General features: G+C 58.1%; 24 protein-coding genes and 6 pseudogenes. 9 read left to right on the top strand and 21 right to left on the bottom strand.

Annotated elements, in window-relative coordinates; genetic code table 11:
• Positions 1-328: 328 nt before the first annotated feature.
• The 3 genes and pseudogenes from YY7_RS0126030 to YY7_RS52810 all read right to left on the bottom strand — a co-directional run bounded on the left by YY7_RS0126030 (position 329) and on the right by YY7_RS52810 (position 2,208).
• Positions 329-919 carry a PIN domain-containing protein gene (locus YY7_RS0126030; RefSeq protein ID WP_028165791.1) on the bottom strand — a complete coding sequence of 197 codons (591 nt, stop codon included), beginning with the start codon at positions 917-919 and terminating at the stop codon, positions 329-331.
• A 2-nt stretch (positions 920-921) separates the two neighbouring features.
• Positions 922-1,380, bottom strand: coding sequence for a helix-turn-helix domain-containing protein (locus YY7_RS0126035; protein ID WP_028165792.1), 459 nt, complete (start codon positions 1,378-1,380; stop codon positions 922-924).
• Between the two features lie 253 nt (positions 1,381-1,633).
• Positions 1,634-2,208: pseudogene (locus tag YY7_RS52810) on the bottom strand (AAA family ATPase).
• Between the two features lie 470 nt (positions 2,209-2,678).
• On the opposite strand from YY7_RS52810, the pseudogene YY7_RS58485 reads away from it, so the two are divergent.
• Positions 2,679-2,891, top strand: a pseudogene (locus YY7_RS58485) (IS110 family transposase); the annotation flags it as partial.
• 331 nt (positions 2,892-3,222) lie between these two features.
• On the opposite strand, the gene YY7_RS52815 reads toward YY7_RS58485, so the two are convergent.
• Positions 3,223-4,179, bottom strand: a complete 957-nt coding sequence (locus tag YY7_RS52815; protein WP_051396916.1) for a LysR family transcriptional regulator — start codon at positions 4,177-4,179, stop codon at positions 3,223-3,225.
• Positions 4,180-4,308: 129 nt separating this feature from the next.
• Between YY7_RS52815 and YY7_RS0126055 the strand changes: the two genes are divergently transcribed.
• Together YY7_RS0126055 and YY7_RS52820 are read left to right on the top strand one after the other, a co-directional pair.
• Entirely contained in the window at positions 4,309-4,860 is a 552-nt protein-coding gene (locus YY7_RS0126055) for a carboxymuconolactone decarboxylase family protein (protein ID WP_028165793.1), read from the top strand.
• 286 nt (positions 4,861-5,146) lie between these two features.
• The gene (locus YY7_RS52820; protein ID WP_245287400.1) at positions 5,147-6,148 is read left to right on the top strand and encodes a helix-turn-helix domain-containing protein; all 1,002 of its coding nucleotides are present in this window, start codon (positions 5,147-5,149) and stop codon (positions 6,146-6,148) included.
• A gap of 378 nt (positions 6,149-6,526) precedes the next feature.
• Here YY7_RS52820 and YY7_RS0126065 read toward each other — a convergent pair whose 3' ends face one another.
• Both YY7_RS0126065 and YY7_RS0126070 read right to left on the bottom strand, forming a co-directional pair.
• On the bottom strand, positions 6,527-6,778 hold the full coding sequence (locus YY7_RS0126065; protein ID WP_028165794.1) for a hypothetical protein: 252 nt from the start codon (positions 6,776-6,778) through the stop codon (positions 6,527-6,529).
• Positions 6,779-6,902: 124 nt separating this feature from the next.
• Positions 6,903-7,109 (bottom strand): HAD family hydrolase, encoded by a 207-nt coding sequence (locus YY7_RS0126070; protein WP_028165795.1) that lies wholly within the window; start codon positions 7,107-7,109, stop codon positions 6,903-6,905.
• Between the two features lie 328 nt (positions 7,110-7,437).
• Between YY7_RS0126070 and YY7_RS0126075 the strand changes: the two genes are divergently transcribed.
• Both YY7_RS0126075 and YY7_RS0126080 read left to right on the top strand, forming a co-directional pair.
• A complete protein-coding gene (locus tag YY7_RS0126075) occupies positions 7,438-8,820 on the top strand; it encodes a lactonase family protein (protein WP_245287401.1) in 1,383 nt (460 codons plus the stop codon).
• A gap of 97 nt (positions 8,821-8,917) precedes the next feature.
• Complete coding sequence (locus YY7_RS0126080) at positions 8,918-9,703, top strand: DUF427 domain-containing protein (RefSeq protein WP_080663851.1); 786 nt, start codon at positions 8,918-8,920, stop codon at positions 9,701-9,703.
• Between the two features lie 447 nt (positions 9,704-10,150).
• On the opposite strand, the gene YY7_RS62020 is transcribed toward YY7_RS0126080, so the two are convergent.
• Positions 10,151-10,438, bottom strand: a complete 288-nt coding sequence (locus YY7_RS62020) for a hypothetical protein (RefSeq protein WP_196237326.1) — start codon at positions 10,436-10,438, stop codon at positions 10,151-10,153.
• A gap of 72 nt (positions 10,439-10,510) precedes the next feature.
• Between YY7_RS62020 and YY7_RS65155 the strand changes: the two genes are divergently transcribed.
• Positions 10,511-10,666 (top strand): CGNR zinc finger domain-containing protein, encoded by a 156-nt coding sequence (locus tag YY7_RS65155; protein ID WP_433994528.1) that lies wholly within the window; start codon positions 10,511-10,513, stop codon positions 10,664-10,666.
• 896 nt (positions 10,667-11,562) lie between these two features.
• On the opposite strand, the gene YY7_RS60665 is transcribed toward YY7_RS65155, so the two are convergent.
• The 4 genes and pseudogenes from YY7_RS60665 to YY7_RS52830 form a co-directional block, all read right to left on the bottom strand.
• Positions 11,563-11,772 carry a hypothetical protein gene (locus YY7_RS60665; protein WP_155255320.1) on the bottom strand — a complete coding sequence of 70 codons (210 nt, stop codon included), beginning with the start codon at positions 11,770-11,772 and terminating at the stop codon, positions 11,563-11,565.
• A 461-nt stretch (positions 11,773-12,233) separates the two neighbouring features.
• Positions 12,234-12,902: pseudogene (locus YY7_RS65160) on the bottom strand (transposase); the annotation flags it as partial.
• A gap of 74 nt (positions 12,903-12,976) precedes the next feature.
• Positions 12,977-13,437: pseudogene (locus tag YY7_RS65165) on the bottom strand (IS110 family transposase); the annotation flags it as partial.
• A 189-nt stretch (positions 13,438-13,626) separates the two neighbouring features.
• A complete protein-coding gene (locus YY7_RS52830) occupies positions 13,627-14,424 on the bottom strand; it encodes an alpha/beta fold hydrolase (RefSeq protein ID WP_051396919.1) in 798 nt (265 codons plus the stop codon).
• Between the two features lie 223 nt (positions 14,425-14,647).
• On the opposite strand from YY7_RS52830, the pseudogene YY7_RS63415 reads away from it, so the two are divergent.
• Both YY7_RS63415 and YY7_RS62580 read left to right on the top strand, forming a co-directional pair.
• Positions 14,648-15,447 (top strand): annotated as a pseudogene (locus YY7_RS63415) (transposase); the annotation flags it as partial.
• 716 nt (positions 15,448-16,163) lie between these two features.
• Positions 16,164-17,211 (top strand): annotated as a pseudogene (locus YY7_RS62580) (IS5 family transposase); the annotation flags it as partial.
• 207 nt (positions 17,212-17,418) lie between these two features.
• Here the strand turns inward: YY7_RS62580 and ureG are convergent.
• The 10 genes from ureG to YY7_RS0126170 form a co-directional block, all read right to left on the bottom strand.
• On the bottom strand, positions 17,419-18,057 hold the full coding sequence (gene ureG / locus YY7_RS0126125) for an urease accessory protein UreG (RefSeq protein WP_028165801.1): 639 nt from the start codon (positions 18,055-18,057) through the stop codon (positions 17,419-17,421).
• Positions 18,058-18,089: 32 nt separating this feature from the next.
• Positions 18,090-18,818 (bottom strand): urease accessory protein UreF, encoded by a 729-nt coding sequence (locus tag YY7_RS0126130; protein WP_245287402.1) that lies wholly within the window; start codon positions 18,816-18,818, stop codon positions 18,090-18,092.
• 28 nt (positions 18,819-18,846) lie between these two features.
• A complete protein-coding gene (gene ureC / locus YY7_RS0126135; protein ID WP_028165803.1) occupies positions 18,847-20,550 on the bottom strand; it encodes an urease subunit alpha in 1,704 nt (567 codons plus the stop codon).
• Between the two features lie 41 nt (positions 20,551-20,591).
• Complete coding sequence (locus YY7_RS0126140; protein ID WP_028165804.1) at positions 20,592-20,903, bottom strand: urease subunit beta; 312 nt, start codon at positions 20,901-20,903, stop codon at positions 20,592-20,594.
• Positions 20,900-21,478, bottom strand: coding sequence for a HupE/UreJ family protein (locus tag YY7_RS65170; protein WP_433994525.1), 579 nt, complete (start codon positions 21,476-21,478; stop codon positions 20,900-20,902). The genes YY7_RS0126140 and YY7_RS65170 overlap by 4 nt, the downstream gene beginning before the upstream one ends.
• A gap of 9 nt (positions 21,479-21,487) precedes the next feature.
• Complete coding sequence (locus tag YY7_RS0126150; RefSeq protein WP_028165806.1) at positions 21,488-21,790, bottom strand: urease subunit gamma; 303 nt, start codon at positions 21,788-21,790, stop codon at positions 21,488-21,490.
• A 25-nt stretch (positions 21,791-21,815) separates the two neighbouring features.
• Positions 21,816-22,727: an urease accessory protein UreD gene (locus tag YY7_RS0126155; protein WP_028165807.1), complete on the bottom strand. Its 912-nt coding sequence runs from the start codon at positions 22,725-22,727 to the stop codon at positions 21,816-21,818.
• 122 nt (positions 22,728-22,849) lie between these two features.
• Positions 22,850-24,124, bottom strand: a complete 1,275-nt coding sequence (locus tag YY7_RS0126160) for a lactonase family protein (RefSeq protein WP_028165808.1) — start codon at positions 24,122-24,124, stop codon at positions 22,850-22,852.
• Positions 24,125-24,192: 68 nt separating this feature from the next.
• Positions 24,193-24,735, bottom strand: coding sequence for a cytochrome P460 family protein (locus YY7_RS0126165; RefSeq protein WP_245287403.1), 543 nt, complete (start codon positions 24,733-24,735; stop codon positions 24,193-24,195).
• A gap of 82 nt (positions 24,736-24,817) precedes the next feature.
• Complete coding sequence (locus tag YY7_RS0126170; protein WP_028165810.1) at positions 24,818-25,414, bottom strand: cytochrome P460 family protein; 597 nt, start codon at positions 25,412-25,414, stop codon at positions 24,818-24,820.
• A gap of 265 nt (positions 25,415-25,679) precedes the next feature.
• On the opposite strand from YY7_RS0126170, the gene YY7_RS0126175 reads away from it, so the two are divergent.
• Positions 25,680-26,273, top strand: coding sequence for a molybdopterin-dependent oxidoreductase (locus tag YY7_RS0126175; RefSeq protein ID WP_028165811.1), 594 nt, complete (start codon positions 25,680-25,682; stop codon positions 26,271-26,273).
• Positions 26,274-26,282: the final 9 nt, after the last annotated feature.

Genomic DNA, 26,282 nt, shown 5'->3' on the forward strand with positions numbered 1-26,282 from the left:
TTACGTTATCAACCCGGATAAGGTTTTCGGTACACACAGGGGTGCAATTCATCTTTGAACTCGGAGCACCCGATGTCTAGGGGCCGCGATAGCGTCAAATTGGATGATGTTAGAGATGCCTTCGAAGAGGTGGGGAGCGGAGCAGCACCGATGGCGTGCTGGTGTCTAGAGCACCACGCCTGTTTCTAAGAACATTATGGAATAAAGGCCACGTACAATCCTCAAATTGTTCATAAACTAGATTTCGCATAACATAGATTATGGAATATCCGAAGTCGAGTTTGCATCAAGATCGTGTTGCCAAAACCCCGTCTGGTTGATTACTAAGCTAAAGGGATTCCACGTGTGGCCTTAGCACGTCAACTGTCTCAATCAGTCCCGCAGCTTCCATCACGAGCAAGAGCTCCGCGGGTGTCATTTCCGGTTTCTTGAAGCGTTCGCGCATACGCCGAATGGCCGCAACAGCGCGAGCTTCGTCGAGTGCGATAGTATCCGCAATGAAAGCGTCGGCCGATTTCGCCTCCATGTTCAGGTCGGAAAGAACTGCCGCCGGAAAGTCCTTGAGGTTTTCCGTTACGATCATTGCGGCTTGCGTCTTGGCCGCCGCAGCAACGACGTGGTGATCGTTGGGATCGGGCAGACCCGCCGCAACCGGCAAGAAGTTACCAAAATCTGTAACCATGGCGTCTTCGAAGGCAGCTTCCATGTTGGCGCGTGCCCGCTCTGCGCGCGCCGCGGCATCGGCGAAGCCTTTGCCGCTCAAAATCTCTTTTATAGCTGTTTCGGTCTCATCCAGGACGCGGCTCGACCAGCGGAGACGAAAAAACTCCGCCTCCGCCAAGGAGAGAAGCAAGTTCCTTTTGAGCGCGCTTGCAAGTGAGCACGCATCGACAAATGCGGTGAAGCGGTTTGCAAACAAGCTTACAGGTGCTCCGCGTCCTGCTCAGCGAGATTCGCAAGCGCTTTGCCCCGCTTCTCATCACGCGTGCGCTTATAGGCGAATAGGTCCTCTGCTCTAATCCTTCGATGACGCCCCACTGTCACGTGCTGAATTTCGTTCTTCTCGAGCAGCGAGACCAGAAACGGACGCGAGACATTCAGAATGTCGGCAGCTTGCTGCGTGGTCAACATCTCATGCACAGGCACAAGCGTCACCGCATCGCCGCGACCGATATGCCGCAGCAATTCTATCAAGAGACTCGACAAGGCCGGCGACAAGGTTATCTCAGCAGCCTGCTGTGCATCGTCGAGCACTCGCAGTTTGGCATCTCCCGTCGCATGCGAAGCGAGTATCTGGCGAAGCTGGTTGGCTGCCGCCTTCTCGCTCGCGGAAGGCAGACGAGTACCTCCCAGCTCTTCGGCGTAGGCTGGCATCGTCATCGTATTTCTCCCCTGTACGGCCTTTTGTATAGGCCTTATTCGAAATAAACGCAACAAGTGAAATAAACGAACGGCCTAAAGTTCCTAACCAGCTAGGCTCCCTGCCCTTTTGTCTCGGCCGATCCTTGGGAACCCTGGGCGTTTGCCGCGCCTCATGAGCCGGTCGGCTAGGAATAAATTCCGAAAATGTTATGCGAAATCTAATTTATGAACAATTTGAGGATTGCACGTGGTCTTTATTCCATAAAGTTTCTTAGAAACAGGCGTGGGTTGCTCTAGACACCAGCACGCCATCGGTGCTGCTCCGCTCCCCACCTCTTCGAAGGATTTCATCCACGACCTGTCCAAGCGACGCCGTGGCGTCAATTACAATGCCATTTTTCGGGATGCTTTCCTTCATCGCATATAGCCGCCCCATCAGCTTCCGTTCGCTCGGTCTTCCACCAAATTCATCTTGTGGCCTCGCGGTAAGCCGCCGGTTCAACGTCTCGAGATCAACGTTGAGAATAAATACCTTGTCAAACAAATCAATGAAATGGTGGAAATTCCTTGAGCCTCCACAGAGAAGGACTGAGCGTTACGTTGATCAGCAATCAGGGATTTGACTTTCTCTACATTCCAAATTCAACGCTCGTGCCCAAACGTGATGTTGGTCATCACGCTCTCGCGGGCAAGGCCCTGCAATGGCTCACCGGTCTCAGGATCGCCATAATAAGCTAACTCCCGATCACCGTGGACGACATGGAAACCGCGCCGCTGCAGTTCTTCAGCCACCGTGGTTTTGCCGGCACCAGAAAGGCCTTCAATCAAATAGTTTCTGATGCCCATTTCGTTCTTCCGATCCGTTCCTCATTGAAAGGTCATTTCGGCGCTCAGCTTCGCAATGCTCCGCCATCGACCGCTTCACTCACATTTGCATGCGAAGAATTTGACATTGGTCGACCGCAGCACAATCGACACCCTTCGGTGACATGTCGCCTATTGGGAGCCAAGCGGACATGCTCCTGGGCATTTTTGTGCTGGTGCCCATTGCGGAAAATTTCCCCCAATCTGCGGCCGTTCCAATTCGAGCGCCGCGCTCGGAAATATTGGAACTTCCGATAAACCGAACCCGCCTCCGCCCGTAGAAGGAAATTCCGAGGCTCGATCGAATTATGAAAGAACAGGTTCACGCGACGGATGTATCATTTCGACCACACAACGATGGGCAAGTGTCATGCGCGCTGCGCATCGTCTCGGCGAAAAGAGGACCTCGAAGGCCGAGTCCGGGTATGATTTTTCTCTCGACTCTCAACCACGACGCCCATTTGCGAGGGCTTCTCTAAGCGGCGGCGGTCATTCTGACGCGCAGCTCAACCGACAGCACTCTGCGCACGTAAGGTCTGAAGCTCCGGGAGAGGATCGGCTTCAAAAGAGCTGCCGTGGCCGTGGCGCGCAAGCTGGCGGTTATTATGCATACGATGCTTAAGACTGGCGAACTCTTCAATCCGAATGCCGGCGCCATCGCATAAGTCCCGATAGCGTTCAGAACCTGAACGCCCAAGGTGTCCCTGCCGGGACGTGAGCCGAGCCATTCCGTTGATGCTGTTGCACTGCTGACTCAGCAAAGTGCGTCGTCCACATTGAAGGCTCGTCCTGCGAAGCTCCATCATGCGGCGTCTCCTGAGCGAAATTATATGCTTGGCGCGTCAGTAGCAATTAGACAACAGCATAAATTCCGGACTCATGCACCGAAGAGTGAGCACTATTCGATCACCTCATCGGCGCGGGCGAGCAGCGGAGCCGGGACCGTGATCCCCAAAGACCTTGGCCCTCTGTAGCTTGCGTAGCTCTTCAGCGTCTTCAAGACGGCGGTGGTTGCGAATCGTGGGCACGCCTCGTGGCTTGCTCCTTGGGGCGATCAGCAAGCTGAGAAAGCCTTGCGCGAAGCCGCGGAGCCGCGAAATCGATAAAGCTGCGCGTCTTCAGCGGCAGTGGATTTTGATTTGCGTAGATAATGCTCACGGGCACCGCCGCCGGCTCAAACGAACTGAGAACGACCTGCAACTTGCCGTCCGCGATCGCTTGCGCGGCCTGATAGGACAGCACGCGGGTAACACCCACGCCCGCAATCGCCGCATCTATCGCGGCTTCTGCGGTGTTTACTGACAGGCGCGGTCGGATTGGTAGCACGCCACCCTTCTTGCCTCCGAAGGACCACGACGTCCCTGAATTTAAGGCCTCGAAGGTAATGACGGAAAGTCTTTGAAGATCGCGCGGCGCCTTCGGAACACCGTTCGCCGAAAAATAATTTGGACTTCCGCAAGTGATCTGGCGCACGACCCCCACTTGCGTTGTGACCATGGAGCTATCGCGCAGTCGGCCAATCCGTACAGCCAGATCGATGTCATCATCGAGCAGATGAGCATTCCTGTCGGAGAGGAACATCCGGATATCGATGTCCGGATACTTCGCTAAAAACTCGCTGACAACAGGGACGACATGGAGCCTGCCGAAGACGATGGGCGCGGATATGACGAGCTCGCCCTTCGGAACGACGTATTCGCCGGCAACCTTTCGCTCGGCGTCCTGAATCTCCTCAAGGATGCGCTTGCATGCGGACAGGTAATCACTCCCCGCGTCTGTAAGAGCAACCCGCCGGGTAGACCTGTTCAACAACCGCGTCGCGAGATGAGCTTCCAGTTCGGCCAGCTTTCGACTGACAGTAGGAAGAGGCATGCCCAGAGCACGTGCAGCCGCGGTGAAGCCTCCCTTGTCCACCACTGCCACGAGGATCGTCATCGCTTCCAAACGATCCATTTGATCATCTCGCTCAGTAAGACGATGTCTCTCGAATTTAGAGGATTATCGTTCTCTTTGGAAGGATCTATGTCCCTAGTCAGCGGATTCAACCGGCTTGTTACTTTCCAACTAACGAAGGAGATCGCGATGTCCCGTCTTGCCATTCCCGCTCTGGACGATGCGCCAGAGGCCTCTAAGCCGATCCTGGCTGCCGTTAAGGCGCAGCTCGGCGTTGTGCCCAACATGTTCCGCCTGTTCTCCAGCAGCCCGGCGGCACTGAAAGGCTTAACCAGTCTCAGCATAGCTCTCACGGAGAGTCTGGATCTCAAAAGTCGCGAACGTATCGCGCTCGCCGTGGCCGAGGTGAATGGGTGCAGCTACTGTTTGTCGGCCCACACCTTTCTGGGACTGAATCTCGCCAAGATCAGCCCCGAGGAAATCGCTCTCAACCGGAAAGGTTCTTCCAGCGATCCGAAGGCCGATGCAGCGGTTCGCTTCGCCACGAAAGTCGCCGAAACGCGCGGCCACGTCAGCGACGAAGATCTCGCGGCGGTTCGTAAAGCTGGTTACAGCGACGCTCAGGTCCTCGAGATCGTCGCTCTCGTTGTTGAGAACGTCTTCACGAACTTCGTCAACGAGGTCGCCAAGACCGATATCGATTTTCCGGTAGTGCAAGTGAACGACCTCAAGGCCGCCTGATCGGTGCCCCGAACCGACGGCCTCGCTGTCGGCTCGGGGTCATCCTCTCTGGAGCCCAAGAAATGATTTATGGGTTGTTGGTAATCGGGTTAGCGCTCCAAGGCGGGGGAGCAACGCTTGTCGACGGCTATTGCCGCGGAAGGACCAAAATAAACGTTGGTTTTTGTGACTAAAACCAAACGGGGACTTGGAGCAACCTGCGTCGGAATAGCGCGGCGCGGACTTTCGGGCCTGTGATCTTGGGTAGGTAGCATGTCGCATAAGAAGTAGTCAGTAGGTGACATCGATGATGACGAGCACGCCGAGCGTTAACCCCGAAAGGGTAAACTCGCCACATGGTGGTACAGATCGAGCTGCAATTGACTTTCGAGAGTTGGAGGAGATCAGATCGCCAGTCGATATCAAATACTGGCAGTCACTTGGCGGTGGGTTTTTTGATCCGACTGTCCAAATTGCGCCGGTCGATTTCGTGAAGCGTCTCGGTACTGGTCGTCCCGGTTGGTTCGTGGAGAGCATACATGCGCCGATTGCGAGGAAGATTGAGTGTCAGTTTCAAGGCCCAGTCAACCTCTTGGTGATGTATAACGAGGGAGCCCGGCGGAGCGGAGAAACGTCAATTGAAGGATTCGTCCCGTCCAAAATGCGGAATTTCGTAAATAAGCTCACCTTCGTCCCGGCCGGCTACGCCTATCGAGAGCAGCTTGAGACCGCTGGGTCGACACGCGTGACGTTTCTGTATTTGGATCCGACCGTCCTCCAACACGATGGGGAGGTTGAGTACGCGCCAAGAATACATTTCGAGGACTCCGTCGTTTGGGAAACGGCGGCCAAGTTGAAGGGCGCCATTGAGAATGGCCAAGCAAACCGGACGCCTTACTTGGCAGCGCTGTCCAACGTGCTTGCGCTCGAGTTGTCCCGCCCCGACTATAACGCCGTGCGCGACACGCCCCCGAATCGCGGAGGCCTCGCCAGTTGGCAAAAACGCGCTGTTCTCGGCTACATCGAAGAACACCTGAGTGAGCAAATCTGCCTCGTCACACTTGCGCGTCTCGTCCGCCTAAGCCAGCATCATTTCTGTCGGACATTCAAACAATCTTTCGGGGTTCCACCGCATCAATACCACGTGCATAGACGCATTGAGCAAGCCAAATTGCTGTTGGCAGATCGAGCAATCTCAATCACGGAGATCGGGTTAACGCTGGGCTACTCGCAAACAAGTTCGTTCAGTGTGGCCTTCCGCAAGATGACGGGCTGGACACCGAGCAAATACCGCAGAGAATTCGAATGAGGCCTAAGATCGTAGGCGATAGTGTTGTTGAAGCCCGGAAGCTGTGATCGGCGCGACGAGTTGGTATAGCTGGCGATTCAAAATATCTTTCATACCAAGGCCGGCGCAAGATATTCTCACAGCCGACGGCAAACCTGTTGGCGAGGCGGGACGCTTGCTCGATCGTGCATTTTCTTGTTTTGCAGATAATCTTGCCTGGTGGACCGAGGCGGCAAAGCGCAGCGAGAGCGGAAAACGCCACACTACTGAGAAACTTGAAGCTTTGTTGCGGCGAGACGCGTAGGAAACGCGGGTCGAACGTTGGCATGACTGATGGTCAAATCCTATCCGCCATTGCCCCAGTGATCATGCTGCTTTTGCTAGGCATGGTGACGGCTGTTAGACTATCTTGCTGTAGGTTGTCCGCGAGAGCCTCAGGATCGTAAATACGTCGCGAGGGTCACTGCGTACGAGGATGACATCCGCCGACTCGATCGCCACGTCTGTTCCGGCACCAATCGCGATGCCGAGGTCGGAGTCGACCAGCGCCGGGGCGTCGTTGACGCCATCACTAACCATCGCGCCGGTCAGACCGCCCGCTTTGGTTTCGCGTATCCTTTGCACTTTCTGGTGCGGCAAAGTTTCCGGCATGGGCTAGTTGCTCAATCCTCTCGCTTCGGACCGTAAGACCATGCTCTCGAACACAGCCGGGACTGACTAACGATCTTGGCACTGCGTCCGTCGATGATGCCGTGGGCGCCGCGTCCCGGCAGGCTCATGAAGGCCCGGAGGATTTCGGCTTGATGCCGCGCTCCTCGGCAACACTAACCATGGCCTGCGCGATCGGATGTTCCGATTGAGCTTCGATTCCGGCGCAGGCGAGAATTTCCTCTTCGCGCAGGCCAGCCAATGCAACCACGTCCGTCACACCGAAACGGCCCTCAGTCAAGGTGCCCCTCTTATCGAGCAGTATGACGTCCAAGTGGTGCGCGCGCTCGAATGTGAATAAGCGTTCAACATTGCCCCCTCTACCTTCAGGTAGATCAATAATTTAGCGTGTGAATCGGCGTCGGGATCCCACGCCGATTTACAACCGGGCAATCGGCAAGTGTCCGCAATTGGCTCGGATCCATGCGGATCTCGATTAGGTTCTCTCGCAATCCCGCAAAACAGACAAAATCGCATCAAGCGATGTGGCGCGGTCCTGCGTCAACTGGATTAGCTTCAGGTTTCAAAAGTGGCATGCGAACCCGAGATCTTAGGTGGACGCAAAAATCAAGTCATCCGACCGGATTGAAGGAGAGATAAGTATGTCGAACGATGAGAGAGACATGCCTCCGGAAAAGGCGGAGCTCGTAAATCGTCGAGCGTTTCTAGAGATGGCAGCGGGCACGGTAGCTGGGGCTGCCGTTGCCGGCGCCATCCCCGAGATCGCTGCCGCACAGAATAGTAGATCGGATCGTGGTAGCGGACCGCTCTACATGCAGACCAACGAAATCCAAAATGCCATCATCCACTATCGTCGCGATGCAAGGGGCGTGTTGACCGAGGTGGAACGCGTCCCCACCGGCGGCGCCGGTTCCGGGACTTTTAAGCCGATCAGCGGCCAGGAGAGCGCGCCGAACGCCTTTGAGGGCGCAGGTAGCGTCATCCTCTCGCCGGATCGGCAGCTTCTGTTCACGACCAATGGCGGCGACAACTCGGTCTCAAGTTTTCGCGTCAGCAAAGATGGCCGGCTCACACGGCGCGACGTCAAGCCGACAGGGAATCCCGTCAAGGGAAAGAGCGGCACCGCCAAATCCCTGGCCTATGCCCCCTCGAGGGGCATTCTTTTCGTGGTGCACTCATTCGGCCCGGACCATGTGCGGCTGATGTCGGTCGACGCCGAAGGCACGCTCAGCACGCGCCCGGAGCGATACACGGTCAATACGCAAGAGAAGACCGACCGGGTGCCGACTATGGGCGTGCTCTCACCCACCGGGAGATTCCTCCTTGTCGGCACCACGTTTGATCAGCCAATCGCTCACACAGGCTTGTATCCAGACGGCTCACCTATTCTGTGGGTCCAGCAGCCAGACGGCAAATACAGGGTGATCGCTTCGAATGCGCCGGATCCCGACGGCCTCGTCGTATTCCCCGTGCGAGATGACGGCACACTTGGGGGAGCCAAGTTCCAGGACGCGAAGGCAGGCTCTCCGTTCTCCATCGCCTTCCTGCACGCCCGGCCGGACACCTTCGTCATCGGATACGCCGTCGGCAATGGATGCGCGATGGCGACTATCGATGGAGATGGCAAGATCAACGTCGACCCGCTCGTGAAGATCGACACGGGCCCGGGCCTGCCGTCTGAGCTGTGCTGGCTATCGATCTCCCCGGATGACCGAACGGTGTACGCTACGAACTTCGGCTACAGTTACATCACCAGCTACCACATCGACGGCAGCAGCCTGAAAATCGCGAAGGATCCGGCATGCCCGAAGGTTCCGGGCGACGGCGCGGCCAGAGGTCTCAATACCACCGTCACCAGCGGACCGAGCGATTGCTGGATTACGGCGGATGGAGCCTATCTCTACCAGATCTACGGAAATGCCTCGACACTGGTGGGCTACGCCACGCGGCCGGACGGGTCGCTCCACGAGATCACCCGGGTGAAAATTCCTTACAACAGCCCGCAGGGCTTGGCGGGATTTTGAGTTCGCCCGGCTAACTGCGCGATCCCGGCGCGCAGCATGCCCCATTGCACGCGGCACGCCGGCACCTAATCTATGGTCTAAAGGAAGGAGATTCGAGATGACTGAGACACTCGCACGATCGGTCGTTCCAGCCGCCGAGGAGCGGGCCCGGCTGAAGGAGGGAGTACACATCGAACGCAGCTCTCGCCGGGTACGGACGTACTTTGGTGGCAAGCTGGTCGCCGACAGCGAGCACGTTCTCCTCGTCTATGAAACGAAACGGCCGCCGGCCTACTGGTTTCCGATTGCGGATGTCCGGATGGAGTATCTGGAGCAGACACAGCAGGCGGAGGACACCATTCGCTGGCGCGTGGTGGTAAAGGATCGCATCGCTCACAACGCGGGCCGCGCTTACATCGAACCGACTGGTTATCGAGCCGCACTGGAGGGCCACCTCACCTTTTACTGGGATGAGATGGACGCGTGGTTCGAGGAGGATGAGCAGGTCTTGGTTCATCCTCGAGATCCGTACACAAGAGTCGACACGGTCCACAGCTCGAGGCACGTGCGCGTGGAGATTGAAGGCGTGACACTGGGTGAAACTCGCCGGCCCATCCTCCTCTTCGAGACTGGGCTGCCGACCCGTTATTACGTCCCGAAGCTGGACGTGCGCATGGATCTGCTCGAGCCCACCGAGTCTATTACGCGATGCCCCTATAAGGGTGTGGCGCGCTACTGGTCAGCTCGGGTTGGCGACAAGCTCGTCAAGGACATCGTGTGGAGTTATCCGGCGCCAATTCCCGAGTGCCCGAAGATCGAAAACCTGCTCAGCTTCTACAACGAACACGTCGATCTGTACGTCGATGGGGTGCTGCAAGATCGACCGATCACGCCGTTCTCGTAACGTCGAGATCAGAGTCCTGGGTGTCGCCGGGTCTGCCGGCTCCTGGAGGACCGTGGACTTCGTCCGCGTCGAGACGCCATGCGGACAATCTTGATCGCATGGCACAAAGCCAGGAAGAGGGGCTTGTCCAGGTCCGAGAACGTGGCGTGGCATGATGTGCGCAGTTGCGCCGTGCCGCGATGCCAGGTTGGAAGCCCTGGCCTTCTATCACTCACTGTCGCCTAGCGTTTGGTTTGCCGCTCGCTCGAGCCGCATACCGAACTACACTGTCGCGTAAAGTGATCGCGCCGGCTGCAAATGCGGCACCACTCTTGGCAATGCTTGACCAGGCCGGTGCGTAGGTGGACCCTCGCCTCATGCCTGGAGGGCATGAATTCTCGCAGTGTCACGTCACTCTCGCGCCCCGGGCGGTTGCCAGCAGAGGGACCCGCGATCTTCTCGCGTGGATCAAGCAAGCTGGATTGGTACCCGACGACGCGTGGAACGGTTTCCGGAAGAGCGCTGTTCCCGGTGAACTTGATGCGATTGCAGCGCAAGCGCGCGCCCTGAGAGATTGGTTTCAAATTTTTTGTCTACAAACACACGCTCGAGCCCCGATCGCTCGGTCAACTCGAAGCACTCAACCAACTTCTGGCGCGCGAAGCAGAGTTCGGTCAGATCGTGGTTCAGGATCAGCGCAGAGCGAGGAAAACAGGGGTTTCCAGCCTGGCGTGGCGTCCTCAGCGTCGCTGGCATTCACCCGAGTCGCTGCTCCTTCCCTTGGCGCGATCACTGGCCTACCTCGTCTGCACGGAAGACTTCACCTACGTGAAAGCCTGCGAAGGGCCGCCCTGCACGCTTCTGTTCGTCGATCGAACCCGAGGCCATGTGCGAAGATGGTGCAGCATAACGATTTGCGGAAATCGAGCAAAGCAGTCCGCGCACCGATGGCGTGCTCAGCGAGCACGAAGACGCTCAAACTAGACAAATCGTCAGCTGCGCGTAAGGTGTTGATTACGTCATCGATAGCCTCCTGGCATTGCACTGTTCCTTTGTTCGTGCCTGGCGGCCGTTCCTTCGTTCTCTAATCGCGGCCCGTCATGCGAGTCCTTTCTTTTCCATTCTCAGCACTCGCAAGAATGCTGGTTCTTTCCGTCGAAGCCGTGGCGAGCCAACGTTCGCTTGGTACGGTGAAGTCAAGCCCAAAGCGGCCGAAGGCGGGGGCGCAAAGCGCTAGGCTTGAGCTCGCGCACCAAGCGAACACAATGTTCGGCCAGTTTCAACTCTACACCACACGCTAGCCGACGTTAGCGTCAGTCGCTGCCCTCGGCAGCGCTACTTAAGCAACCAAGGCGTGGGCGTTCCACCGGAACGGCGTTCCATCACGCCACATGTGATGCAAGATGACCGCCAGCTTTCGTGCCACGGCGACGATCGCCCGTTTGCTTCCCGATCGTTCGATCAATGCTCGTCCCCATTTGCTGGAGTGCCGAAGGCCGGGAGCAGCGGCGCAACAAAACACAGGCAGCCTCATACAACAACGTTCGCATGGCCGGATCTCCGGCGCGGGAGATGCTCCAGCACTGTTGGTCTCACCGGATTGGAATTGTCGCGGTGTCACCCTAGATATGCCGGTCCGCGAGCGCCCAAATCGGTGCGGGTCTTCGACGGCCTGATGTACGAAAGTGCAGCAATGCTTTCCGTCTGGCTCTTTCACCAGCTGAAAAAGCGTCGACTGCCTATTAATTGCATCGATGCCCGCCACGCTAAGTCAGCGTTGTCGCTCCAGATTAACAAAACCGACGCCAACGACGCGCATGGGATCGCCAAGTGGTTCGCGTCGGCTGGTATCGGCAAGTGCTGGTCAAGAGCATGGACACCTATGCGATGCGCGCAATGATCTCCGCCCGAGGCCAGCTCGGCCCTTTAAGATCAAGAACACCGTCCGCGGACTGTTGAAAAACTTCGGCGTAATTCTCAAAATCGGCAGCCAGCGGCGATACATCCGGACGGTTCGGACGGCGATCGAGGACATTCATGTACTGCTGACGATTGTCGAACCAATGCTGATTGCTACCCTGCAGGAGCAAATTGCTGTCTTCGACAGCCCTCTGTGCTGCCGAGCGTCGGCCGATCCGATCGCCAAGCGCCTCATGACTGCACCTGGCGTGGGCAGCATACCGGTCTCAAGGCCCACGCGCACGGCATTTGGCCATGCTTACAGATAGGCTGCTCAATGTCGTCGGGTGTCGACGCACAACATCCTCGCCAAAGCGTTCGACCGGCTTCATCGACAACGCAAGCGTTGGTCTCTTCAAGCGACACCTCCAGGCCAACATACTGGGCATTCGGCTGCATTGTACTGCTCCTCGGATAGGGAATCAGTGCGCAGAGGCTAGCAATGAGCGTGCTCCGCGATTACCCCATGTCCGGACCAATGGTTGCAAGGCCGACGCGCGCAGGGACCGTCAAGGTTGGCCGTCGCGCGTGCCTTGCCTCTCGCGCCGCGTTGCCAGGCCGCGCCTTGACGTGCCCGAGCACGGCGCGAGGATTAAGCGCCTCGGTACGCGGCTTCATTGGTGCTGACGCACGCGAAGCCGCGCCGCTTGTGAAGCACCGCCCAGGCGATGCGGGCGAGCTTGTTGGCGAGCGCGATCGCCAGCACGTTGTGGCGTAGGTGCTTCCTTGTGGCCTCGATCCGCGACTTGAGCCCGTAGCGATTCCAATGCTTTGGCCCGACCTTGACCAACACGACCCAGGCGGCCTGAACGAACAGACTGCGCAAATAGAGATTGCCGCGCTTCGATATGCTGCCGAAGACTGTGCGGTCGCCGGTCGATAGCTGTTTCGGCACGAGCTCGAGCCGGGCGCCGAAGTCGCGGCCTTTCGAGAACGCATCGCCGGTGCCGATCGCGGTCACCATCGCGCTCGACATGAGCGGATCGAAGCCCGGGACCGTCATCAGTTGCTCACAGCCTTGGTTTCTTGACGAGCCAACGCTTCGATGTCGCTGGAGAGCCGCTCAATTCGCGCGTCCAGGCGGCGCCAGGCCGCCGACAGATCCTCGAGATTGCGCAACAGGCGGGGCGAGAGCGCATCGGTTCGCGTGGCCAGGATGCCCGGCAACTCGGCCCGCAGGAAGCGCAGCCCTTGAAGGCGCGGATCTGGTTGATGTCCGCGCGCTGACCGACAACCGCACGCGCACCCGGTGCAGCGCCTGCCTGTTCTCCAAACGCTCGACGCGCTCGCTTTCCTGGCGTATCCCCTCAAGTAGCTCTTCGAATGCGATGCGCTGCCCAGCCGCAGCATCCATGAGGAGATCTGCTGGCGCTTGCCCTGGACGTCCTTCTTCACTGCCTGACGGGCGCGAGAGAGATCGCGCATGGCCCATGCCGCTCGTCTGGCACCCACCCCGCGCGCAACAGCTTGGCGAGGCTCACCGCATCGCGCCGGTTCGTCTTCACTCGGTCGCCGGCCTTCTTCAAAACGCGCCAGGGTGCCACTACCAGGCACTCGTGGCCCAGGCTCTTGAGCAGTCTGTAGCGACCATATCCTGTCGGCCCCGCTTCATAGCAAAACGTCAGATGACGGTACTTCGCTGCAAGCTTGGCCACGAGCTTTCGGATCGCTGCCTCCGTGGCAGGAAACTCTCCGAGATACCGCACCTCGCCGCCACGGCCGCCATCGGCAATTGCGATTGCATTACGCGATTTTGACGTATCGATTCCGACAAAGGCTTCGGTATGATGGCCCACGACTCGCCCTCCTTGTTTGAGGCTCTGCCGGCCCATCCGGGTAACCCTCGTCGCAATCGAGGGTGAGTCGCCTCATTTGTGGAAGGGAGATGCAGTCTAGCGGACTTACAACGCCATCAAGTATCATTCCGGCTTGTGGAACACTTAGAGCCGCGGGGGCGGGCATCGCGCTGCACCATATGGACTCCATCAACAGCAATCCGTGCAAATGTCGAGGCTCACTCGGTATGCTGGAACATTCCCGCCACACCTTCGGCGCAAGCCTACACTCTCACAAGTCCGAAACAACACCGCCGCCAGTTCGTTCGGCATCGACAGGAACGGGGAATGACTCGAAGGCAGGCTGCGCACGTCGGCCGGCGGGGATTTCGCGATCATGTCGCGCTGCATCTCGATGGCTAGCGCGTGATCTTCGGTGCATTCAACATAGACCCGCGAAATCCGGCCGAACCGGTCAGCTGTCAGATGAATCGGATTCTCGAACGCCGAAAGAGCCTGCGGGCGCGGGCGTGCGCATGCACTGGCAACATCGGCGTCCGTGCATTCGTGATAGAACAGTTCGCGCGCCTTTTCGGACATCAAAGTACCGACGGTCTGGTCCGCGTCGAATGTCATGCTCTTCGGCACGATCATCTTCGGATTGCGGCGTTCGATTGACAGAAGGGATTCTCCATCGCGCGGCAAGAATGTACAGACGTAAACCAGCATCTTGATCAGCTCGGGCGCTTTATCGCCGGCGGCTGAGATCACCATGCCGGCCATGGAATGGCCGATCAGAACCACTGGCCCTGGCAGCTCTGTCAAGGCAGCGACAACCGTGTTGACCATCGCCGCGAGAGTCACGTTCTTCAGCGGTGTTTGATCTTGACCCTGGCCGGACAGATCGATCGCGCGACCCTGGTGACCATACTTTTCGAGAGCGCCAATAGTTTTGTCCCAGAACCAAGCGCCGTAAAACGTGCCGGAAATTAGCAGAAACTGCGACATCTCACGTGCATCCGTGTCTTCTCGAAGAGGCGGGGGCGGCCCGCAACACCTCTTTCATCAGCATGATGTTCAGGGTTGAGATGCCGCGCTCCGCTGCGATTGCCCCGCCTTAGGCGTTATTGCGGCAATGAGGTCCGCTTCTGGCAGATTTTGTTGCAGGAAGTCGGCTGAGATAGGCGGCGAACCGTGATTCCGTTGTGTTGCGCGAATCTCGGCGAGCATGATGGGCCGTCTGAAGAGTGACGAAGGTCGGCTGTTCTGCGAGTTTCATCTTGGCGACGCAGTTTCCTGAAGATCACCTAGTGCGCAAGATCGATGCCGCTCTCGATCTGTCTTGGCTTCGTGGCGAACTTGCACCTCATTGTTCGTTCATGGGTCGTCCTTCGATCGATCCGGAACTGATTATCCGGATGCTCGTGGTGGGATATGTCTTTGCGATCCGTTCGGAGCGGTTGATCTGTCGTGAAGTGCAGGTGAACCTTGCCTATCGTTGGCTCTGCAAGCTCGGCCTCGAGGATGCGATCCCGGATCATTCGGCGTTCTCGCGCGCCCGCAACGAGCGCTTCTGTGACGGAAATGTTTTTCGTCGCGTATTTGAGCGGTCGTCGAGACATGCATCGCGGCCAGTCTGGTTGGGGGCGAGGGGTTTTGCCGTCGATGCGAGCCTGATCCAGGCTGACGCCAATAAGCAACGCTCGATCGCGGGTCAGGATTGGCGCAGGGATCGACGATCCGAAGAGCGCCAACCGCGCGGTGAAGGAATATCTGGCAACCCTGGATGATACGGCTTGGGGCGCCGCCAGCGACGTCGTCCCGAGGTTTGTCTCGCCATCCGATCCCGCGGCCCAGTGGACTGGGGCTCACAAGGGATCGGCATTCTTCGCTTACTCCGACAACTATCTCACCGACGTGAAGTTCGGCGTCATCGTTGACGTCGAGGCGTCCCGCGCCATTCGTCAGGCCGAGGTCGATGCGGCGCAGACCATGATCGAGCGAACAAAGGAGTGCTTCGGTCTTAAGCCGCACCACTGAACAATACTGAGATCGCGTCAACAAGCCTAGGTAATTGCATTGCTCCATCATCGGCATGTTCGGCGCACTTAGTCCGCCTAAAGTCCGCAAGATTACTTCAACCGCGACAAGTCCACGAAAGCAGATTTTCCAAGGGCTGCTACCTATACGTCGACTTCACTAGCCACCCTACAGAGCGGTCAACGTTGTCCGCGATTTCGGTTGGTGGTCAAGTTTCGTAAGTGGCGGCGAAGTCCGCACCAACCACACGCTTTCCAGCCGCCATTTGCGGCATTGAACCATGAGATCGAGTTTGAACGTCAAAGAGCCACCTATGCACCAGTCCTTGCCAGTTGCCGCAATGCTCTTCGCTTTGGCCGCCGCCCCAGCCGCCGTGCTCGCTGAACCATCGATGGTCGCGTCGCCCCCAGTCTCATCTGACGCGCCTGAAAGCGTACGTGTTCAGCCGCGAGGACACGTCTTTGCTCCAAACTCGGCGGAAGACGATGCCGTGCAGAAACAGCTGTCGATCTTTAATGCCAAACAACAACTATTGGACGCCGAGCTTGACCGGAAACTTAACATCTGTCGCCGCTGCGGAACGTCCATTGGCCGTTCCAATAGTTCTAGCAGTCTGCTGAAAAAACCCTCACGGTAGCGAGAATTTGCTGATTCAAGTTTGTTATCGGGGATCGGGGGTGCTCGCATGCGCGGTGCATCGGTCGGACCATCCGCTGAGGAGGATTCGGGCGCTTATCCGTGATGTGCTGAGCGAGCTAAACCGTAGCTTTTGGAGCTCTATTCGAGAAGGACGCTCCTCGACCCCCGGATCAATTACTGAGCGCATTGCTGCTGCAGGTGTTTTACGGCATTCGGTCGGAACGACAGCTCATGGAGCAATTGGACTTCAATCTCTTCTACCGCTGGTTCGTGGGGTTGTCGCCGGACGATCCGCTCTGGAACCGGACCAGCTTCACCAAGAACCGTGAGCGGCTGCAGGGCGGCGACGTATTTACGAAGTTCATGACCCGACTTTTGAACCATCCTCAGGTCAAGCCGCTGTTGTCGGACGAGCATTTTTCGGTGGACGGGGCCTTGATTTGAGGCTTGGGCCTCCCCGAAGAGCTTCCGCCCCAAGGACGGCAGCGATGACGGCGACGGCGCGAACTTCCACGGCCAGACGCGCAAGAATGACACGCATGCGAGTACGAGTGATCCCGACAGTCGGCTTTACCGCAAAGCCGCCGGACGAGAGGCAAAGCTCTGCTACATGGGCCACGCCACGATGGAGAACCGGCATGGGCTGGCTGTGGCCGGCATGGTCACGCTCGCCGGCGGCACCGCCGAGTGTCGCGCCTCGGAGAGGATGCTCAAAACCAAGGCCAGGGAGGCCGGCCACCGCATCACCGCCGGCGAGGACAAGGCCTATGACACGGCCGATCATGTGGCCAATCTTCGCGCCATCAACGTCACGCCGCACGTGACCCAGAACAATGGCATCACCAAGACCGGCAAGTGCCGCCGAAGCGCCATCGACGAACGGACCACGCGTCACCAGAGCTATGGCATGTCACAATCGCGCCGTGCGATGATCGAATGCATCTTCGGCTGTGGCAAGCAGCACGGTACGATGCGCAAAACAAAACATCGCGGCATCTGTCGCGTTGCCGCCGGGACTTCATACTTAACCTGATCGCCTACAATCTGATCCGCATTCCCAAACTCGTTGCGGCATCGCCAAGCCGTCGTTCGGACTACCAGCAGAGCCACATATAATCGAAAACATCACCGGAATCTCTGAACCACAATGCCTCGATTTGTCGGTTTTTCAGCAGCCTGCTAGGTGGCGACCTGAGGATGATCTGCAACCGTTTGCCGTGCAGCCCAGCGCATCCGCAAAAACATAGCCGTCAAGCGAGCGCGGCCACGCCGCCTGAACTATTCTCTCCCCTTCGCAGCAAAGCCAAGGGCGACAGGTAACGCTTAGCGGTGCTGGACAGCCATGCTGGCGAGGCCGCCTCTTTTAAGAATAAAGCTTGCTATCCCATGGACGCCTTCCCCGCTTTTCAAGTTCGAAAAGATGAACGGCCGCGTCACGCGCATTCTTTGCGCATCCGCTTCCATGATTGCAAGATTTGCTCCCACCAGCGGCGCCAAGTCTATCTTGTTTATGACGAGAAGGTCGGACCGCGTTATGCCGGGCCCCCCTTTGCGGGGTATCTTTTCACCCGCCGCAACGTCAATCACGTAGATCGTCAAATCCGCAAGCTCGGGGCTGAAGGTCGCAGCAAGGTTGTCACCTCCCGACTCAATGAAACAAAGTTCAGCCTGCGCGAATTTCTGGTTCATGTCTGCGATCGCAGCAAGGTTCATGGAAGCATCCTCCCGAATTGCGGTATGCGGACAGCCGCCTGTCTCCACTCCCATGATGCGTTCTGCCGGCAGCGCTCCCGCGCGAGTGAGGATCAGCTGATCCTCCTTGGTATAAATGTCATTCGTGATCACGTAGATATCGTAGTCGCTACGGAGCCGCTTGCAGAGCGCCTCAACGAGCGCAGTCTTTCCTGAGCCAACGGGCCCTCCGATTCCAACGCGGAACGGACCATGATGACTTGCGCTGATGGCGAGCTGGGGATCCCTCCTAACAATTGCACTCATGACCGAAACAACCTCGTGTATTGAGTTTCATGCGCTATGGATGCTAAATCGACCATGAATGCTGCAGACCCGAGATCGTCGATCGTAGCGACGCAAGCTTGGGCGCTCGCAGACAAAACGGCGCGCTCGAGCGCTGCAATCGCAAGCTGCCCGTCGGTCTGGCCGAGGGGGACTAGCCTGACGCCAGAAGTTACTAGGTTTGCGACGTAGCTATGGAGAAAGGCAGGCAGCGCGAGGTCCGCCGCAATACCTTCCATTGCCGAGCGAGCTCCAAGAACGACAGCCAAAACAGGCTGAACTTGGCGTTCGCGACATAGGCGCGAAAGCAGGTCGAGGATGCCATGGGGCCACACCTGGCGCAGGGTTGCCAGGCACGCCGCCGCCTGCTGCGACGATTCGAGCGCCAGTTCCGATGTCCCCCGGAAGGCAGAAGCCAATTCCGCGATGACGGCAAGCCTGGCCTTGTCATCATTGACGGCGCAGCGAAACGCTTCGGAGAAGAAGATCGCTTCGTTCCTCCCCGAACCGTAGCAAAGATCTGCCGCCAGCCAATTAACGAGACTGTCGCGGTCGTCTATGTGCCCGACTTCGACGGCCCACTCGAGTCCATGCGAGTAACTATAGGCTCCGTTGGGAAATGCCGGCGAAAGCCAGCTCTGCAGCCTCAAGATTGCAAGCGGTGAAGACGCGAGGTTTTCATTATTCATGATAAATATTGCCGCCATGGTTCTCACATTGAGGGCGCACGGCATATCAATACATGAAGTAGCGTTGGGCCATTGGCAGCACCTTTGCGGGCTCGCAAGTGAGAAGGCGGCCATCCGCGTGCACTTCATAGGTTTCCGGATCGACTTCGATGCGCGGGGTCGCGCTGTTTAACTTCATGGAACGCTTTCCGATTTTCCGGGTGTTTGAGACTGGAAGAAGCCTTTTCGCAAGTCCGAGCATCTTCGTTTTCTCCAGCGATGCCCGACTGACGAACGTAACCGAACTCCTGGTCAAGGAGCGTCCAAAGGCGCCGAACATTGGCCGGTAGTACTCGGGCTGCGGACTTGGAATCGAAGCGTTAGGATCTCCTATGATTGCTGCAGCGATTGTTCCGCACTTGAGAACCATGTCGGGCTTGACGCCGAAGAAGGCCGGATCCCAGATGCAGAGATCGGCAAGCTTTCCGATCTCGATTGAGCCGACGTATGCGGAAATGCCCTGCGCTATAGCGGGATTGATCGTGTATTTCGCGATGTAGCGTCGCGCCCTGAGATTATCGTTATCGCCCGTTTCTCCGGACAGCGGTCCGAACTGCATTTTCATCTTGTCGGCTGTCTGCCACGTACGGATAATCACTTCGCCGACGCGGCCCATGGCCTGACTGTCCGACGATACAATCGATAACGCGCCGAGATCCTGCAAAATGTCTTCTGCCGCTATGGTTTCCTTGCGGATGCGGCTGTCAGCGAAGGCGACGTCTTCGGCAATACGACGGTCGAGATGATGGGTGACCATCAGCATATCAAAGGCTTCATCCAGAGTATCCACCGTGTAGGGCCGCGTCGGATTGGTCGAAGCCGGAATAATATTCTCTTCACCGCACACCTTGATGATATCAGGCGCATGTCCGCCGCCGGCACCCTCGGTATGAAAAGTATGGATGGTTCTGCCCTTGATGGCGGCAATGGTATCTTCGACGAAGCCACTTTCGTTCAGAGAGTCGGTATGGATCAGAACTTGCACGTCCATGTCGTCTGCGACAGAAAGGCAACAATCGATGGCTGCCGGTGTCGCGCCCCAGTCTTCGTGCAGCTTGAGGCCGCATACTCCGGCCTCGATCTGCTCAACGAGGCCGGCGGCCAGGCTTGCATTCCCCTTGCCGAAAAAACCGAGATTCATCGGGAAGGCATCGGCTGCCTCCAGCATCCGTTGAATATGCCAAGGTCCCGGCGTGCAGGTCGTGGCGGTCGTTCCGGCCGCCGGCCCGGTCCCTCCGCCCATCATCGTGGTGAGCCCCGAGTAGAGCGCTTCCTCGATCTGCTGCGGGCAGATGTAGTGCACATGCGTGTCGATACCGCCCGCGGTGATGATCTTGCCTTCCCCAGCGATAATCTCGGTCCCCGGTCCGATGATGATGCCGATGTTCGGCTGTACATCGGGGTTGCCCGCCTTGCCGATAGCGGCAATGAGCCCGTCCTTAATGGCGATATCGGCTTTCGCAATTCCCCAATGATCAAGGATCAGCGCGTTGGTGATAACGGTGTCAACGGCTCCCTGGCTGCGCGTACGCTGCGACTGGCCCATGCCGTCCCGGATGACTTTCCCGCCACCGAATTTCACTTCCTCACCGTAGGTGGTGAAGTCATTCTCCACCTCGATGATCAGGTCGGTATCCGCAAGTCGCACCTTGTCACCGACTGTCGGTCCAAACATCTGCGCGTAGGCGGCACGGCTCATTGCGTGGGGCATTTCCATTTACCTCAGTGACCACGAAGCGATGCGGCGCTACGCTACCGTGGCAGGGCTCCCATGACCGCCTGATTGAAACCACAGACCACCCGGGTACCGCCGTAGGGGATCAGCGAGACTTCACGGGATTGCCCAGGCTCAAAACGCACGGCGGTCCCTGCCGGAATGTCCAGGCGATAGCCGAGCGCAGCATTCCGATCAAAATCGAGAGCCGCATTGGTCTCCGCGAAATGATAATGACTGCCGACCTGAATAGGCCTGTCGCCCGTGTTGGCAACTTTAACGGAGATGGCTGCCCTGTCCGGGTTCAGGACAATCTCACCGGATACGGGGAAAATCTCGCCGGGAATCATGTCAGCCTCCGATCACAGACAACCCGATCAACGCCGCGAACGCGCCGGTCGCGCGCAATGCGATCTTTCCGATCATGCCTCTCGAACAAAGGCCAGCTCCGACGCCCGCTGCATGGAGCGCGGCAGTGGCAAATGTGAAACCGGCAGCATAGGGAACGAGACTGGCCGCCGCGATCTCTGTTCCGTGAGCGTGGCCGTGAAAAAATGCAAAAAGCCCCGACGACCGCTGCACCCATCCAGACGGGCGCACTCACCCCGAACGCCAGGAGCAGCCCCAAAACGACAATTGACGCGCAGATCGCCGGCTCGACGAACGAGAGCTGCAAGCCGAGAGTTGCCGCCGCAAAGCCTCCAAGCATGGCTGCCGTGAAGGTCGCTGGCCAAGCCCAGATGGCGCGGCCACCGGTGAGCACACTCCAGAGACCAACCACCGTCATTGCAAGAATGTGATCTGCTCCAGTTAAGGGATGGGCAATTCCGGCAGTGAACGACTGGATCCGCCCCACGCCGGCATGAGCGACTGCCGGCGAGACGAACGTTTCGACAAACACCATGCCGAACACGAACAGTTGCATCATAAGCTCCTAACGAATTGGGTTATGAACCGGTACGAGCTTGGTTCCGTCTGGGAACGTCGCTTCCACTTGCATTTCATGAATCATCTCGGGAATGCCTTCCATGACTTGATCCTGGGTCAAGACCGTACCGCTTGCGGACATGAGCTCGGCGACAGACTTTCCATCGCGGGCTCCCTCCATGATGAAGTCTGCGATTACGGCGATGCTTTCCGGATAATTAAGCTTGACGCCTCTCGCGAGCCGCCTTCGCGCGACCAGCGCGGCCAGGGCGATCATCAGCTTGTCCTTTTCCCGTGGCGTGAGATTCAAGATGACCTCCGTTCCATGACGACCGTCAGCATGACCACATCTTCGGCACTCCGAAGGGACCCGGCCCCAGCTCGTGCCTGAATTGTTCGAGCAAGCTACGGAGCCCGCGCCTTAGGTCAGCGCTCGCCTCTGCGGCAAAGCGCACGATGACGAGCGCGCCGACAGACGTCGCGGCGCACTGGCATGCGAGGGTCGCAGCAATTTCGCGCAGAACTTGCAGCCGCCTATCGAGAGCAGGCCCGAAATAGATCATCGTCCCAACGGCTTTGCAGTTCGCAAGCAAAGCCCTTCTGTGCAGCTGCGCAAACACATCGTCGGCGACATGAAAGCCGTCCGCCCAGATGAGCCGGCCATCTCTTCTGACCCGCCAGCTATCCGCTACGTACCCGCTGACTACATCCTCTCCATGAGCGGCGCGGCCAAGCACGAGCCACTCGAGCGCAATCAGCTCGGCTCCGGAACAAAGCTCAACTTCCGTCTTCCGGCGAATCCTCGCCTGATCGAAAATGATTGTCTCCTGAGGAAGCCATGCGAGTTTCGCGGCATCGTACGCCTTCAATTTCGTCGCAACACATGCAGGTTGGTCCAGGGCCCTATAAACCTTTTCGGCGGCTTGCGACGTTACGGCGACAGACGCGTCGGCGAGCGCGATCACCTCGAGTTCGATTTGATCTCCGCCGGCGATCCCGCCTGCAGAATTTATGATGACTGCCTCCTTCACCGCACCATCGCCGATCATCGGGAACATTACGCGAGTTGGAAACTTCTGATAAACGTCCGCGATGCGCGTGCCATTCCTGGAGCCGCTCAGGACAATTCGTCCGCCTCCCTTGGCGCGCTGCAGATCGGTATCGCGGGGACTTTGCCGAGACCCGGTCGACGAGCGGGGAACGTTCGTATGCTCTCCGGGATGGTGCTGGTGGGTTGCTTCAAACATCGCGTCGATAAACTCTTGAGAGGGAGAGCGCGTTACTGAGGTCGTTTGACGCTGGCAAAACGAGGGTGGGCGTGACAATTGGCTAAGCCGGTCACGCCCGAACCCGTGTTGTGAGAGTAGAATCAGAATCCCGCCAGCCCTTGCGGACTGTTGTAGGGAATCTTGGCGCTGGTGATCTCCGTAAGCGAACCGTCCGACTGAGTAGCGTAGCCAACCAGCTTCGAGGCATTTCCGTAGATCTGATAGAGATACGCGCCGTCCGACGTGATCCAGCTATCGCTGGGGCCGCTGGTCACCGTTCCGTTCAGCCCCCTGGCTGTGCCGTCCCCCGGAATCCTCGGGCAGGCGGGATCGCGCGCGATTTCCAGGCCGCGGCCATTGATGTGGTAGCTGCAGATGTTGCTGTAGCCGAAGTTCGTCGCGTACAGCATTCGATCATCCGGGGAGACCGCCAGCCAGCACAGCTCGGACGGCACGCCTGCGCTCGTGTCGATCTTTACGAGCGGGCCGATGTTGACCGTGCCGTCTTTCTCGATGGTGCCCATGGAGCATCCGTCACCGACGGCGTATCCGATGACGAAGGTATCCGGCCGTTCGTGCAGGAAGGCGATGTAGAACGGAGAGCCGCCTCTCGCGTCATAGAACCTGGCCGTGCCGAGCGAGCCATCCTTTTGCAGGGGGAATGCGGCGAGGCCGTCGGGATCTGGAGCATTCGATGCGATTGAGTGCAACGCGCCGCCAGCCCGCTGGACCCAGAGAATAGGCGAGCCATCTGGATAAAAGCCTGTGAGCGCGATTGGCTCGTCGAAAGTGGTGCCGACAAGAACGAGCTCCTCGTTGGGCGAGACTACGACCATGGTGGCTACGCGGTTCCTCTTGCTATACGTATTGACCGTGTACCGTTCCGGGCGCGCCGTGAGCTTGCCTTCGGCGTCAACAGACATCAGCCGGAGGTGATCGGCGCCGAACGAGTGCAATACGAAGAGCGTTCGAGTAGAAGGAGCAAATGCAAGCGATTTGGCAGTGCCGCTCCTTCCTTCCACAGGGTTACCCGTCGGCTTGACGTCCAGCAGCGTAAGCCGGCCGTCCTCGCTCACACGGAAGCTCGAAACGGAGTTGTCTCCACCATTCGTCGTGAACAGAAAGCGGCGATCCGGTGTGAGCATGACGCTTCCCGCGCCCTCATAAGAGTTGGGTGCGCTTTCTTGGCCGCTGATCGGTTTGAATTCGCCTGAGCCCGCACCACGCGTGCCGATCCGCTCCACCTCGGTAAGCGCACCACTCGCGCTCCGCTCGTAGTGGATAATTGCATTCTCGATTTCGTTCGTTTGGATGTAAAGATGGCCCCCCGGTCCTTTCGACATGGACATCTCTTTCATATTTGCTTCTTTCGCCATTCGTCGCTCCTCTTGGTTGGCTTGAAAACACGTTAGGTTGAACTGACCTTCGATGAACTGCGCTGCCGCTATCGCCTCAACGGCGGGTAGCCATCGACGTAGACCCAGTCAGATGCCTGCGCCGGCACATGACAGGAAAGACAATCGGATTTGTAATCAGTCGACGTCGTCTTTGAGGGATTGGAAGCGTCGAACCACGCCCAGCCCCAGCCATCGCCCCACAATGCGTGGCCTGGGTGATGGCCAACACTGTCCTTCACCATGACGAACCAGCCCTTCAACGTTTGGGCACGGCTAACCGTACCCGTCGTCATTTCCTGGGTGGTCGTCTGGAATACTTCCTTGACGAGCACCGTACCGTCAGGGAACTGCCCATCCTTGCGATAGGCGTCGATTGCTCCTGGCGACGCAAGGACGGCGTGCAGTTCCTTCGAGCCCCGGCCCGCGTCGCCTGCTATCGCCCAGCTTCCAAGGAACTGGTAGGTGGTGCGATAGTCGCGCGGGACACCCAGATTCCCGGCCGCGTCGACGACGGCCTCCGCGTAGGACTCTTTGCCGGCCGCATTTGCCTCCGTCCAGTCATGGCCCGCAATAGCGATGATCGCTGCCATTGCTGAAATGCCGAAACTTGCGGCGTGAACGACTCTCATGACTGTGTCCTTGCTCGGGGCAGCTGACGCCGCGCACGCCGGACTACTTGTCCAACAGCGGATAGAATTGGGTCCAGACCTCGTCCTTCTTGGCGCTCGCGATGTGGCAGTACGCGCATTCCTCCTTTGCCTTTACTTTGGCCGTCGGGGCTTTGGGCTCATGGTGATTGAAGTTGAAGTATCCCCATCCGTTGGTAGCGGCAAAACGCTTGGAATCCTTGACGGTCACATCAGCGCCATTCCAGGGTCCGGGAAAGTAGCCCCTGCCCGATGGTTCGGTTCGCGAACCATCGGGATTTTCTGCCGGCAGGGTGAGCTGGAGCTCCTTGAAGAGGATCGTCCCTTCGGGAAATTCGTTTGTCTTCTTGTAGATTTCATAGGCGCCCGGCTCGATGTAGACGTTGTGAAATTCCGGGAAGCCGGCGTGGCCGCCGTTGAGCGCGTTGGGAGTGAGTGGCGATCCGACATACACCCATTCATGGAAATCCTTCGGCAGGATAAGATCGCCAGAGGCCGTGTACTCGGGCAAATACCGCGCCTTCGTCTGAGCGCGGCTATTCGAGATCGTTTCCAGGAACACGGTCGTTGCAATTGCACCACTGGCAACTACGGCAGCTATAACCCGCATTTTCATGCGCATCGCTTTCTCTCCTGCGATTCCTGCTGGCGTGGTTTCACGTCAGCACCTGATGAACTCATCTTGAACAGCATAGGAGATAACAGAGCGGTCGTGCGGTAGCGCGTCGCCAATTGCTACGACTTTCTCAGTCTTGACGGATTTGGCGCCGGGCTGGTCGACACGCGCGTGATCTTGCGCCAACAATAATTTGCGCGATCGTCATACGATCGAAACACAACAATGCCGCTTCTCGTGCGGCGGCTCCCTAAGGCGAAAGGCTTGTTTCATGAACAAGACACACATTTCACGAGGCTTTAAGCCGAAGCGGCAGGAACAGACTCAAAGGAGCCGTATACCGCCGGGGCAGTATGTGACGACCGATTTCCCGGTTCTTTCAGCTGGCCCCACGCCCCAGGTCACAGTGGCGGATTGGAGCTTTGCGCTTCAGCTAGGCGGCTCGCTGCTCGTCAAGTGGAACTGGGACCAATTCGAGGCGCTGCCGCAGACCACGATCAAGACCGACATCCACTGCGTCACCAAATGGTCGAAGCTCGATACCGAATGGCAGGGCGTGACGTTTGACGATCTCTTGAGAGCTGTAGGCCTTTCGGAACCGCCCGAACCCTACATCATGGCTCATTGCGATGGGGATTACCCAACGAACGTCCCTGTTGCGGATCTCGTCGGCGGCAAAGGCATGATCGTGACCCGATACGATGGCCTGCCGATCGCCCCGGCTCATGGTGGCCCCGCCCGCCTGTTTGTGCCGCATCTCTACTTTTGGAAAAGCGCCAAGTGGGTGCGCAGAATACGTTTCATGCAAAAGGACGAGCGTGGCTTTTGGGAGTCGCTGGGATATCACAACTATGGTGATCCCTAGAAAGAACAG

Source organism: Bradyrhizobium elkanii WSM2783, from assembly GCF_000472865.1.
Lineage (GTDB): Bacteria > Pseudomonadota > Alphaproteobacteria > Rhizobiales > Xanthobacteraceae > Bradyrhizobium > Bradyrhizobium elkanii_A.

Coding starts and splice junctions, on each gene's coding strand:
- YY7_RS52830 (WP_051396919.1), bottom strand. CDS start 14,424: ATGTCGCAGTTTCTGCTAATTTCCGGCACGTTTTACGGCGCTTGGTTC.
- YY7_RS0126140 (WP_028165804.1), bottom strand. CDS start 20,903: ATGATTCCCGGCGAGATTTTCCCCGTATCCGGTGAGATTGTCCTGAAC.
- YY7_RS0126055 (WP_028165793.1), top strand. CDS start 4,309: ATGTCCCGTCTTGCCATTCCCGCTCTGGACGATGCGCCAGAGGCCTCT.
- YY7_RS0126170 (WP_028165810.1), bottom strand. CDS start 25,414: ATGCGCATGAAAATGCGGGTTATAGCTGCCGTAGTTGCCAGTGGTGCA.
- YY7_RS0126080 (WP_080663851.1), top strand. CDS start 8,918: ATGACTGAGACACTCGCACGATCGGTCGTTCCAGCCGCCGAGGAGCGG.
- YY7_RS65170 (WP_433994525.1), bottom strand. CDS start 21,478: ATGCAACTGTTCGTGTTCGGCATGGTGTTTGTCGAAACGTTCGTCTCG.
- YY7_RS0126065 (WP_028165794.1), bottom strand. CDS start 6,778: ATGCCGGAAACTTTGCCGCACCAGAAAGTGCAAAGGATACGCGAAACC.
- ureC (WP_028165803.1), bottom strand. CDS start 20,550: ATGCCCCACGCAATGAGCCGTGCCGCCTACGCGCAGATGTTTGGACCG.
- YY7_RS0126160 (WP_028165808.1), bottom strand. CDS start 24,124: ATGGCGAAAGAAGCAAATATGAAAGAGATGTCCATGTCGAAAGGACCG.
- YY7_RS52815 (WP_051396916.1), bottom strand. CDS start 4,179: ATGGATCGTTTGGAAGCGATGACGATCCTCGTGGCAGTGGTGGACAAG.
- YY7_RS0126165 (WP_245287403.1), bottom strand. CDS start 24,735: ATGGCAGCGATCATCGCTATTGCGGGCCATGACTGGACGGAGGCAAAT.
- YY7_RS0126035 (WP_028165792.1), bottom strand. CDS start 1,380: ATGACGATGCCAGCCTACGCCGAAGAGCTGGGAGGTACTCGTCTGCCT.
- YY7_RS0126075 (WP_245287401.1), top strand. CDS start 7,438: ATGTCGAACGATGAGAGAGACATGCCTCCGGAAAAGGCGGAGCTCGTA.
- YY7_RS0126175 (WP_028165811.1), top strand. CDS start 25,680: ATGAACAAGACACACATTTCACGAGGCTTTAAGCCGAAGCGGCAGGAA.
- YY7_RS52820 (WP_245287400.1), top strand. CDS start 5,147: ATGATGACGAGCACGCCGAGCGTTAACCCCGAAAGGGTAAACTCGCCA.
- YY7_RS0126155 (WP_028165807.1), bottom strand. CDS start 22,727: ATGTTTGAAGCAACCCACCAGCACCATCCCGGAGAGCATACGAACGTT.
- YY7_RS0126130 (WP_245287402.1), bottom strand. CDS start 18,818: ATGGCGGCAATATTTATCATGAATAATGAAAACCTCGCGTCTTCACCG.
- YY7_RS62020 (WP_196237326.1), bottom strand. CDS start 10,438: ATGCCAGCGACGCTGAGGACGCCACGCCAGGCTGGAAACCCCTGTTTT.